This window comes from Idiomarina sp. UBA3162 (genome assembly GCF_002364475.1).
Lineage (GTDB): Bacteria > Pseudomonadota > Gammaproteobacteria > Enterobacterales > Alteromonadaceae > Idiomarina.
The window spans coordinates 25287-35216 of the sequence record NZ_DEYI01000080.1 but is presented as its reverse complement, the minus strand read 5'-3'; the positions used below and the strand labels follow the sequence as shown (position 1 = coordinate 35216).

The window sequence follows — 9930 nt, the reverse complement described above, 5'->3', positions numbered from 1 at the left end:
CCTTCCATACCAAAGGTACGTGCTTCGTCAGGAATAATAGGTACGACACGCTTACCGATTTTCTTGTCTTTCAGTAACGCAGTCAGTACGCGGACGAACGCCATCGTTGATGAAATTTCGCGATCGCCGGAACCTTTCAGCACCGCGTCAAACGCTTTCAACGAAGGTAGTTCAAGCTCAACATCACTCTCGGCACGGCGAGTCGGCATGTAACCGCCCAATGCCTCGCGACGCTCGTTCATGTACTTCAGCTCTTCACTGTCTTCCTCGAACTTATAGTAAGGCAGATCTTGTAGCTCTTCATCTTTGAACGGGATGTTAAAACGGTCACGTAGATGCTTGATGGCATCCATATCCATTTTCTTAACTTGGTGGGCGATGTTTTTACCTTCGCCTGCTGCACCCATGCCGTAACCTTTAACGGTTTTCGCCAAGATAACCTGTGGACGCCCTTTGGTGTTCACTGCTTTGTGGTAAGCCGAGTAAACTTTAACCGGATCGTGGCCACCGCGGTTCAAGCGCCAGATGTCTTCGTCTGATAAGTTAGCAACCATTTCCTCGGTTTCTGGATATTTGCCGAAGAAATGTTCACGCGTATATGCGCCACCTTTTGCTTTAAAGTTCTGGTAGTCACCATCCACGGTTTCTTCCATCAACTCACGTAACTTACCTTCGGTATCGCGGTACAGTAATGGATCCCAATAGCGACCCCAGATCACCTTGATAACTTCCCAACCAGCACCGCGGAAAGTACCTTCCAGCTCTTGGATAATTTTACCGTTACCACGCACCGGACCATCCAAGCGTTGCAAGTTACAGTTGATAACAAAGGTCAAGTTATCTAAGCCTTCGCGTGATGCCAGACTAATCGCACCCAAGCTTTCTGGCTCATCGGTCTCGCCGTCGCCCATGAAGCAGTATACGCGTTGATTTGAACAGTCTTTAATGCCGCGGTCAGTCAAATACTTCAAGAAGCGGGCGAGGTAGATCGCCTGAATTGGACCCAAGCCCATTGATACCGTCGGGAACTGCCAGAAGTCAGGCATTAAGTTCGGGTGCGGATACGAAGGCAAGCCTTTACCGTCGACTTCTTGGCGGAAGTTATCCAGTTGTTCTTGGGTTAGGCGACCCTCGATAAATGCACGGCCGTAAATACCTGGCGATGCGTGACCTTGAATAAATAGGAAATCCCCCCCGTCACCGTCACTTGGCGCGCGGAAGAAGTGGTTAAAGCCAACATCATACAGCATCGCTGAAGACGCAAAGCTGGCAATATGTCCACCCAGTTCTTCACCTTTTTGCGAGGCACGCAATACCATCATCGCGGCGTTCCAGCGAATCGCTGAACGAATACGTGCTTCCATGGTTTGGTTGCCCGGCATGGTCGGTTCCTGACTTGCCGGAATAGTGTTTAAGTAGGAAGTGGTTGGGCGATAAGGCAAATACGCACCGTTACGACGCGCTTTGTCAATCAGTTGCTCCAACAAGAAATGCGCACGGTCGGGACCTTCGGCATCTAAAACGCCTTCGAGGGCGTCGAGCCACTCCTGCGTTTCTTGCTGGTCAACATCTTGTTTGTTTTCTTCACTCATAGCTATTCCTTTCATTCAATGTTTCAATCAGGAACGACGAAGCGAGCGCCGAATGCGAGATTGTTCTTTCGTCATCTCCATCAATGCCTGTTCAATATAGGACAAATGTTGATGACACGCATCTCGTGCCTGCTCCGGTTGACCGTCGATAATTGCTTTGGCAATTTGCAAACGGTGTTGGTTTAACTGCTCCACTACCGAGGGATTGTTAGCCAACACCTCTAAGTTTTGCTTTATGTTTTCTGCAAGGAGCTCGCGCATGCCCTGCACCACATGCAAAAGCACCACGTTATGTGATGCTTCGGCAATGCGTAAATAGAAATTAACGAGCGACTGCACTTGCTCGTCGATAGCCCGCGTTTGTGAATCCATTATGCTATTGATACTGAATTCAATACGATCTAGATCGGCTTTTGTACCTCGTAAAGCGGCATAAAACGACGAAATGCCCTCTAACGCGTGACGAAATTCAAGTAGGTCAAATTGTGACTCAGGGTGCTTTGCCAGCAATTCAAACAGCGGCGTTGTTACCGATTCATTCACGCTGTCGGTGACAAAGGTGCCCCCCCCGTGGCGACGTTCTAGCAGTCCTTTCGCTTCGAGCTTTTGAATCGCTTCCCGCAGCGATTGCCGCGAAACGCTGAACTGTTGCGCAAGCTCTCGCTCGGCGGGCAACTTTTGACCGGCTTCAAAACGGCCATCAACGATCATCGCCTCGATTTGTGAAACGATTTGATCGGAGATTTTCGCCACTTTTACACGTTCAAAAGGCAATGTGCTGTCCACCCTCGGTAAATTGGTCTGACCAAAGTTGCCTGATATTCTAAATCATTCAGCGGTAAACCCCAAATTAATTTAGCTGGTCAGACCTTTGTTTACTGGCATTAAAGCTAAACGATGGTCCCTGTAAGGGTTAATACTGCGATGACGACAAACCAAAACAGGTGTTGTCGTTTCATCAGATTAAGCTGATGAGTGACGGCATCGGATCGATCGTCCGGGTGATGTGACCGTCCTTCTGCTTTCTCGACCACATGATGTAATAGCTCGGGGTTGTCGTCTTGGGTGTTGGTAGCCATCGCCATGACGGCGGGCAGTGCATAGCTGAAGTGACCCACTAAGGCGGCCCCCAGCGCCGCAAAACGAGCCGGAATGAAGTTTAGCGCCCACAGTACTCGCTCGACCTGATCCCGTTCAACGTCGCCGAAGCTCTGTTGGGCTCTACCGCGATAGACACTTCGCAAACAGCCGTAAGCTAAAACACCCGCAACACCGAAGGTGACAAAGAAGAATATCGGTGCCAAAAAGTGTACAAAGTTAAGCCATACCACGGCGCGCTCGACCGGGGTGCCCTCCGGTAAATGCGCATAATGACGCAGTTGCTCAGCGGCCTCTTGATAACCTGCGCTATCTGCTCGCATCGCTGTTTTCAGTAGCTGTTTGTACGCGAGTCGTTCGGGCCCCGCATTCATCACCAGTAGCAATACAATGATGCCGCCAATGAACTGAACTAAACCACTATCCAGCCAGTGAAATAGAAGCCAAGCTAAGGCAGCGGGTAATAAAATTTGAAGCAGCAACGTCCAAGCGGACGGCTCCCGGAAATAATTGACTTTAGCTTGGCTCCAATTCATCCAGCGCTGCATGTAAAAATCGATCGACCATACTGCAGGTAATGGATAAAGTCGTTCGATACAAAGAGCAATGAGCAAAGCAATGAGTGTCATAGAGAGTCCTTGCGCGACAATGCGTTCAAATAAAGCGACCAGTCAAAACAGCGCCCGGGATCCGTCTTTCGGCCGGGCGCAATATCTTCATGGCCTGTGATTCTGTCTACTGTCAGTTTAGGGTAATAGTCTAATATTGTCTGGCTAACATCAACCAAGCTCTGATACTGCCGTTCGCTATAGGGTGAATGATCGGTGCCTTCAAGCTCAATGCCGATGCTAAAGTCGTTACACCGTTCACGCCCGTTATAACTGGACGCACCGGCATGCCAAGCGCGCTTATCAAAAGGCACGTATTGCTCGATGGTACCGTCGCGTCTAATTAGCAAATGACTCGATACACGTAAGCCCGTCAATGGTGCGAAATAATCGCCATCATGTTGGCTCACTCCCTGGGTAAACAGTTTTTCGATAAAGGGCGTTCCATAGCAGCCCTCGGGTAAGCTGATACAATGGATAACTAATAGCGAAATGTCCTGTTCATCGGGCCGCTCATCGTAGTGCGGTGAAGCACAATGTTTTACGTCTCGAATCCAGTGATTTTTTATGATGTGTCTTTTCACAGGCTCAGCAAAACGGTAAAGTTTGTGCCCTAGTATCGTCATTGTCAGTCAAAAGGTAAAGTATCCCATGCAGCTCACCGAAGCCGAACGCCATGCTATTGCATCGCAAGTCACTCAAAGTTTAGAGGAAGATTTGTCAGCGGCGGATCCCACACTGGATATTACGGCACAGTTGATTCCGGCTCACCATGTCAGCGAAGCGACTATCATCACCCGTGAAGATATGGTGGTTTGCGGCACTGCTTGGGTCGATGAGGTGTTTCGTCAGGTGGATGCCGATGTGGCTATTGAGTGGTGTGTCACTGACGGCGACAAGGTGCAAGCTAATACAACCTTGTGCCGCTTATCAGGCAACAGCCGCAGCTTACTCACCGGCGAACGTTGTGCTCTTAACTTTTTGCAAACACTATCAGCGACAGCGACACAAACCGCTTTTTATGTGAGTAAATTGGAAGGGTTCAGTACGCGTTTACTCGATACTCGCAAAACGATTCCGGGTCTTCGTATGGCACAAAAATACGCGGTTCGCTGTGGCGGTGGTACTAACCATCGCATTGGCTTATTTGATGCCTATCTGATTAAGGAAAACCATATCGCTGCGTGTGGTGGTATTGTTGCGGCCGTTGAGACAGCGCGTGAATTAAACCCAGGCAAGCCCGTCGAAGTCGAAGTTGAATCGTTGGCTGAGTTTGAACAAGCGCTTAATGCTGGCGCCGATATTGTCATGCTAGATAACTTTACTATTGGCGATATCGAAACGGCTGTCGCACAAAACAAAGCGGCGGGTTCACCGCTCAAATTAGAAGTGTCTGGTAACATTACCGATGAAGCACTGCAAGCACTCGGTGCGACAGGCGTCGATTTTATCTCGAGCGGTGCCTTAACTAAACACGTTACAGCGATCGACTTATCGATGCGTATTGGGCAACCTCGCACAAACTAATCTGTTTGCCAAACCGCGCGGACGAGACCATAGTTTTGGCTTTACGCAAAAGCCACTATGAAAACGTACTCGTCCGCATTTAGCCTTATAGAATTGATGGTTGTTGTCGCCATCATTGCTATTCTCTCATCGCTCGCAGTGCCCGCCTATCAAAGGTATGTCCAGCAAGCACGTGTCACTGAAGCGCTAAACCATACCCAAAGTTTGCAGCTTGCCATGGCGCTGTGTTGGCAAACCGAGGGCGATATGCGTCGCTGTTCACAACCCGGCCAACGGGGTGTGCCCGCTATCCCCGACCCTTTGCCAAACGCCTTGCAATCCCTTGAGGTCAGTTCGACAGGGGTGATTCAACTGACATTAGCAGACGTCTTAGTTGATCAAAGTCCTTTACGTCTCAGTCTGTCTCCCGATACCACGGGCTTGGTCTTTAACTGGCGTTTAGGCTGCGCTGATTTTTCCTCGGGCCAACCTCTCGCGACGCGTTGTGTGGGAGAAGTGGCACAATGAAGAACGTACACCATCTCCAACAATATTGGCACGCGCAACTGCCGTCGCCATCAGCCACTAGCGCACACTTAACTCAACAGTTAGGCCTGCCGCGAGATTCGGTAGTAGAGCTACTTGATGCTGAGCAAGGTCGTATCCTAATCATCACTGAACCCGCTTGGTCACAACGCGACGCCATCCTATTCCAGCTGCAAGCGTTAGATGCCAAGCCCGTTCACTTTGTGTATGCAGCTAAACGCCCAATGACATTGTCGGAAGCACCGCACGCGCAAGCCCTACTCGCTAACGCCTATCAACTCAACGCATCCGATATTCACATCGAGTCGGTTCGCAAGGGCGGTCGTATTCGAGTGCGTATTCAGGGTCGACTTATCGAACAGCAGCGCTTGTCGCAGCCGGACTTAGATACGTTGATAGCGCAACTGAAAGTGTTGGCAGAGGTCGATGTAACAGAAACCAAACAGCCACAGGATGGTCGCATCGACCTGACGGTCGCGGATCGAGTGGCTCGCTTTCGCCTTAATGCATGTCCAGGGAGTCGCGGTGAGAGTATCGTTGTGCGTTGTTTACATGGTGCGGATCAACTGCCCGCTATACATCAGTTAGGTCTGACACCACGGCAATTTTATTACCTCGCTAAGCAGCTTGCCTCGGGAATAGGGTTGATATTAGTTTCAGGGCCCACAGGTAGCGGTAAAAGCACCACCATCTACAGCATTATTAAACAGCTGAGCGAGTTGGGGTTACGCGTGTGTAGTGTTGAGGACCCGGTGGAAGTAGAGCTTGATGGTGTGTTACAGACCCCCGTTCGACCTCAGCTTGATTTAACCTTTGCTAGAGTGCTGCGGGCATTTTTACGTCAGGATCCTGATGTCATTATGATCGGTGAAATCCGCGATGCAGAAACCGCCAAAATTGCGGTACAGGCAGCGCTTACTGGTCACTTAGTTATTGCTTCGATTCATGCCGAGACAGCGATTGATGTGATTCGACGATTAGTGCAACTCGGTGCTCAGCAAGCCGATGTCACTGCCGCACTTAAGTTAGTAATCAACCAGCGCTTATTGGCTCGACCATTAGGCGGCGTGCGTATCGTATTCGAACTGCTGCCTTGGCCAGAGCGGCTGCGCGGCTACACGTCCGATTTAGCACATGAGCTTTTGGATGACATCTTGGCGCAATATCAGCTACCCAGTTTGCAATCACGTATTCATCGTACTTATCAAGACAATGAACATGAATCCGTTTCGAGTTCATAGAAGTTACTCCCCCGCTCAGTGGTATATCGCATTAGCTCGACTTGAGCAATTGCTATCGGGCGGCTTACCACTTGCGTTAGCCCTCGATGTTGTGGCTCAGCAAATTAAACAGCCTGCGCTTAGAGCACATTTTCAGCAGTTGCATGAGCAAGTAAAGGCTGGGGTCAGTCTTTCTCGCGCGCTGAGCGCAGAAACAAACCGAGCGCTATCAGCCGCGCAAGCCGGCATCGCTGTCGCCGAGCAAACCGGTCAACTCACCCGTGTCATGCGCAGTTTAGTGCTCAGTTGGCAACGACAGCGGCAGATTCAATCGCTGATCAAAGACGCGACTCGTTATCCGCTCGCATTGCTGTGTATGGGCATACTCATTGTTGCTATCTTTCTCATTTGGGTGCTACCTACCATCCAACAACTCTTTGCTGACCAATCACTACCGTCATTAACACAGTACTTGGTTGATTGCGTGACGTGGGTCACTCGTCATGGGCATAACTTAGTCATGATCCTGTGCATCATCGTGGTCTTGGTCATGTTGTTCTATCGGCTACAGAGGCGACGTTGTCAGGCGCTGATGCAGCGTTTACCTATTTGGGGTACACTGCAGCGACTTAGAATGTATCAGTCGACTTTTGAGTATCTCGCGCTCGGGTTGCGCAGTGGTATGTCGGCTGTCAGTGCAACGCGCATGGTCGCCGAACATTCAACATGGCTTCCCATGCAACACAAACTCACGCTGATAGCTCAGGCATTGAACGACGGCAACAGCTGGTCACACGCTTTTGCCCATGTAGGGTTAATCGATCCAACCATTCAGGCGTATTTACAAACGGCGGAGCATGTAGGCCGTATCGATGAGACAGTGGCACGGTTAAGTGAAGATTTTCGACAGCGTGTCGAGAGTTACTGTGAACAATTAGGAATTTGGTTAAATCCTTTACTGATGGTTATTTTAACGGGCATCATAGGATTCATGTTGTTAGCGATGTATCTTCCAATTTTCTCGCTGACACAACAATTGGCTTAGGACGTAAAAAATGGATGCATTACTTGTCGCCGCCTCTTGGCAAGCACTTTTAATCGCAGGGCTGCTCGGTGCCTCTGTCGGCAGCTTTCTCAATGTTGTGATTGTGCGCCTGCCCAAACAACTGCAGTTACAATGGAAGTATGAATGTGCGGAGCTCGCCGGTGAGCCGATACGCGAAAAAACCCAATTTAATATTGCGGTACCCGGATCGCACTGTCCTAAATGCCAACGCACGGTAGCTTGGTACGACAATATTCCTATCTTGAGCTATCTGATATTGCGCGCTCAATGTCGTCACTGCAAGGCACCCATTCCTATTTATTACTGGCTCGTGGAGATAGCCACAACAGCCATTTTTATAGCGCTCGCTTGGCAGTTTGGCCTTACACTCAGCTTTTGGGTATTCGGTAGCGCTGTAAGCTTACTGATTGCTATGACACTGATTGATTACCAACATCAATTGCTGCCTGATAACCTCACTTATCCGCTGTTATGGCTTGCTTTGCTTTGGTCACTCAGCCCTTCTAGCGCTATCACACCGAGTCAGGCAATCATCGGCGCTGTAGCGGGTTACTTAAGCCTTTGGAGCCTTTATTGGTTGTTTAAACTACTCACTGGCAAAGAAGGCATGGGTTACGGCGACTTTAAATTATTAGCCGGTTTAAGTGCCTTTACAGGCGTTACGCTGCTCCCTGTCACCGTCATCTTCAGCGCAGTCGCTGGCATTGTCATCGGTCTCGCTGTTGCGATTAAACATAAACAATCCATACCTATTCCGTTTGGTCCGTTTTTAGCGATAGGCGGTGTTATCAGCTACTTGTGGGGTGAGACGCTGCTACAATCGTATTGGCAATGGCTTGGGGTGATGTAATGAGTCGTTTCATTTTAGGACTTACAGGCGGTATTGGTAGTGGTAAAAGCGCGGCTTCTGACTATATCGCAGAACAAGGCATTGCCATTGTCGATGCAGATATTATCGCACGCGATGTCGTCGCTCCTGGCACTGAAGGTTTAGAAAAAATTAAGGCACACTTTGGCGCAGAGGTGATTGATGAGTCGGGCGCGCTCATTCGTGCTCAATTGCGTCAGCGTGTATTCGAGAATCCAGAGGAGAAAGCGTGGATTAACCAGTTGTTGCACCCGTTGATTCGTCAACAGATTGTTATCCAACTGGAGCAGGCGCAGTCTGCTTACGTGGTGTTAGTTGCGCCATTATTGCTTGAAAATGGTTTAGATGCGCTTTGTGACCGTGTACTGGTCATTGATGTCGATGAACAGACTCAATTGGTGCGTACGCAGAAACGCGACCAAGCCTCTGAGGAGCAAGTCGCCGCTATCATTGCGTCCCAAATTGACCGTGATACTCGGCTCAGCAAGGCGGACGATATTGTCAGTAATCAAGGCGACCTACGTGCCCTCTATCAACAGTTGGACACGTTACACGCACACTATCTAGAATTAGCGGCACAAAAGTGAATCTGTTTGCACCTAGCGTTTAAATCATTATCATGGGCAATCGGATTAATAAGACGAGAGACCCATGTCGGAACCAGTGCCTTACGTGATTTTCGAATACCCGTTGCAAGAACGGTTTCGCACTTATTTGCGACTCGAGCAAGGGTTTCAGCAAATCCAAACGCCACTTGATGGTACCGACCAACAAGCATTGCCGTTTTTTAATGCACTGTTTGGTTTACTGGAATTATTTGAGCGCTTCGATCTCAAAACGGAACTAAACCGTGATCTCGATGCACAAAAACAGTTTGTGCAACAGTGGGCCCGTCATCCTCAGGTTGATAAAGACATGGTCGCCCTGTTATTGGAACGCTTGGCACAGGCGCAAGAGCAATTGACTGAAGGCGCGATTTCGATTCGCACATTAAAAGATGAGCCCTTTCTTGCAGGTATGAAGCAACGCTTTTCGCAGCCCGGTTGCCAAGCCTTGTTCGACTTGCCGCAGCTTCAGACTTGGTTGAGTCAGTCGTCCGCAAGCCAACTAGCACATCAACAACAATGGCTTGCGCAAGTGTCTAGTTACCAGCAAGCGCTGTCGCAATTACTCAGTCTATTAAGAGAACGGGCTCCGTTCGAAACCGTGCAAACCAAAAAAGGCTTTTGGCAAGAAAGTACTGACCCTTTGGCTATATTGCGGATGAGAATACCTACTTCGGACTCGGTTTATCCGGTTGTTTCAGGCCATCGCCAACGGTTTACGATACGTTTAATGAGCCTGACTCAGGGTCAGAGTAACGCTTATTCTCACGATTTAGAATTTCAACTGGCTCGTTGTTATGAGCAGTAAAGGAGAGCACCAC

The 9930-nt window shown here is 49.5% G+C and carries 11 protein-coding genes; 7 read left to right on the top strand and 4 right to left on the bottom strand.

The window, feature by feature from the left end; genetic code table 11:
* From aceE to ampD, 4 genes are all read right to left on the bottom strand, one after another.
* The coding region (gene aceE / locus B2X00_RS10290) for a pyruvate dehydrogenase (acetyl-transferring), homodimeric type (protein WP_290487450.1) at nucleotides 1-1592 on the bottom strand (1592 nt) is incomplete at its 3' end.
* 27 nt (nucleotides 1593-1619) lie between these two features.
* Complete coding sequence (gene pdhR, locus B2X00_RS10285; RefSeq protein ID WP_290487449.1) at nucleotides 1620-2366, bottom strand: pyruvate dehydrogenase complex transcriptional repressor PdhR; 747 nt, start codon at nucleotides 2364-2366, stop codon at nucleotides 1620-1622.
* Nucleotides 2367-2482: 116 nt separating this feature from the next.
* On the bottom strand, nucleotides 2483-3319 hold the full coding sequence (gene ampE, locus B2X00_RS10280) for a regulatory signaling modulator protein AmpE (RefSeq protein ID WP_290487448.1): 837 nt from the start codon (nucleotides 3317-3319) through the stop codon (nucleotides 2483-2485).
* The gene (gene ampD / locus B2X00_RS10275; RefSeq protein WP_290487447.1) at nucleotides 3316-3924 is read right to left on the bottom strand and encodes a 1,6-anhydro-N-acetylmuramyl-L-alanine amidase AmpD; all 609 of its coding nucleotides are present in this window, start codon (nucleotides 3922-3924) and stop codon (nucleotides 3316-3318) included. The genes ampE and ampD overlap by 4 nt, the downstream gene beginning before the upstream one ends.
* A 25-nt stretch (nucleotides 3925-3949) precedes the next feature.
* Between ampD and nadC the strand changes: the two genes are divergently transcribed.
* From nadC to zapD, 7 genes are all read left to right on the top strand, one after another.
* Nucleotides 3950-4825 carry a carboxylating nicotinate-nucleotide diphosphorylase gene (gene nadC, locus B2X00_RS10270; RefSeq protein ID WP_290487446.1) on the top strand — a complete coding sequence of 292 codons (876 nt, stop codon included), beginning with the start codon at nucleotides 3950-3952 and terminating at the stop codon, nucleotides 4823-4825.
* Between the two features lie 57 nt (nucleotides 4826-4882).
* Nucleotides 4883-5332: a pilin gene (locus B2X00_RS10265; protein WP_290487445.1), complete on the top strand. Its 450-nt coding sequence runs from the start codon at nucleotides 4883-4885 to the stop codon at nucleotides 5330-5332.
* Nucleotides 5329-6591, top strand: a complete 1263-nt coding sequence (locus B2X00_RS10260; RefSeq protein ID WP_290487444.1) for a GspE/PulE family protein — start codon at nucleotides 5329-5331, stop codon at nucleotides 6589-6591. The genes B2X00_RS10265 and B2X00_RS10260 overlap by 4 nt, the downstream gene beginning before the upstream one ends.
* Nucleotides 6569-7615: a type II secretion system F family protein gene (locus tag B2X00_RS10255; protein WP_290487443.1), complete on the top strand. Its 1047-nt coding sequence runs from the start codon at nucleotides 6569-6571 to the stop codon at nucleotides 7613-7615. Before B2X00_RS10260 ends, B2X00_RS10255 begins: the two co-directional genes overlap by 23 nt.
* A gap of 10 nt (nucleotides 7616-7625) precedes the next feature.
* Nucleotides 7626-8486: a prepilin peptidase gene (locus B2X00_RS10250; RefSeq protein WP_290487442.1), complete on the top strand. Its 861-nt coding sequence runs from the start codon at nucleotides 7626-7628 to the stop codon at nucleotides 8484-8486.
* Nucleotides 8486-9091, top strand: coding sequence for a dephospho-CoA kinase (coaE, locus tag B2X00_RS10245; protein WP_290487441.1), 606 nt, complete (start codon nucleotides 8486-8488; stop codon nucleotides 9089-9091). Before B2X00_RS10250 ends, coaE begins: the two co-directional genes overlap by 1 nt.
* Before the next feature lie 64 nt (nucleotides 9092-9155).
* Nucleotides 9156-9917, top strand: coding sequence for a cell division protein ZapD (gene zapD, locus B2X00_RS10240; RefSeq protein ID WP_290487440.1), 762 nt, complete (start codon nucleotides 9156-9158; stop codon nucleotides 9915-9917).
* The last annotated feature ends 13 nt before the right edge of the window (nucleotides 9918-9930 follow it).